At 64.4% G+C, this 1,176-nt stretch carries 1 protein-coding gene; it reads right to left on the reverse strand.

Translation table 11 applies throughout. From position 1 onward, the window contains the following. Window positions 1-1,176 carry an elongation factor Tu gene (tuf, locus tag G6N73_RS35775; RefSeq protein ID WP_165034559.1) on the reverse strand — a complete coding sequence of 392 codons (1,176 nt, stop codon included), beginning with the start codon at window positions 1,174-1,176 and terminating at the stop codon, window positions 1-3.

Consider the following 1,176-nt stretch of genomic DNA (forward strand, 5'->3'; position numbering starts at 1 on the left):
TTATTCGGTGATTGAAACCACGACGCCGGCGCCGACGGTGCGGCCGCCTTCGCGGATGGCGAAGCGCAGCTTCTCTTCCATGGCGATCGGCACGATCAGCTCGACATCGACCGTCACATTGTCGCCCGGCATCACCATTTCGGTGCCTTCGGCCAGCTGCACGATGCCGGTCACGTCCGTCGTGCGGAAGTAGAACTGCGGACGGTAGTTGGTGAAGAACGGCGTGTGGCGGCCGCCCTCCTCCTTGGTCAGGATGTAGGCCTCGGCCTTGAACTTCTTGTGCGGCTTGACCGAGCCGGGCTTGGCCAGAACCTGGCCGCGCTCGACGCCCTCGCGGTCGACGCCGCGCAGCAGCGCGCCGATGTTGTCGCCGGCCTGGCCCTGGTCGAGCAGCTTGCGGAACATCTCAACGCCCGTGCAGGTCGTCTTGGTGGTCGGGCGGATGCCGACGATCTCCAGCTCCTCGCCAACCTTGACCACGCCGCGCTCGACGCGGCCGGTCACAACCGTGCCGCGGCCCGAGATCGAGAACACGTCCTCGATCGGCATCAGGAAGGGCTGGTCGATCGGACGCTCCGGCGTCGGAATGTAGGCGTCGACCGCAGCCATCAGCTCGCGGATCGCGTCCTCGCCGATCTTCTTGTCCGAGTCTTCAAGCGCGGCCAGCGCCGAACCCTTGATGATTGGAATGTCGTCGCCGGGGAACTCGTTCTTCGACAGGAGCTCGCGCACCTCGAGCTCGACCAGCTCCAGAAGCTCGGCGTCGTCGACCTGGTCGACCTTGTTCAAAAACACGACAATGGAAGGCACGCCGACCTGGCGGGCCAAGAGGATGTGCTCGCGGGTCTGCGGCATCGGGCCGTCGGCGGCCGAAACCACCAGGATCGCGCCGTCCATCTGCGCCGCGCCCGTGATCATGTTCTTCACATAGTCGGCGTGGCCGGGGCAGTCGACATGCGCGTAGTGCCGGTTCGGCGTCTCGTATTCGACATGGGCGGTGGAAATGGTAATTCCACGCGCTTTCTCCTCCGGCGCCGCGTCGATCTGGTCGTAGGCCTTGTACTCGCCGAAATACTTGGTGATCGCAGCCGTCAGCGACGTCTTGCCGTGGTCGACATGGCCGATCGTGCCAATGTTCACATGCGGCTTCGTGCGCTCGAATTTACTCTTGGCCAT

This window comes from Allomesorhizobium camelthorni (assembly GCF_011045125.1).
Taxonomy (GTDB): Bacteria; Pseudomonadota; Alphaproteobacteria; order Rhizobiales; family Rhizobiaceae; genus Allomesorhizobium; species Allomesorhizobium camelthorni.

What these genes read in the sequence shown, in the direction of transcription:
- tuf (WP_165034559.1), bottom strand. Translation starts at nt 1,176, where the DNA reads ATGGCCAAGAGTAAATTCGAGCGCACGAAGCCGCATGTGAACATTGGC.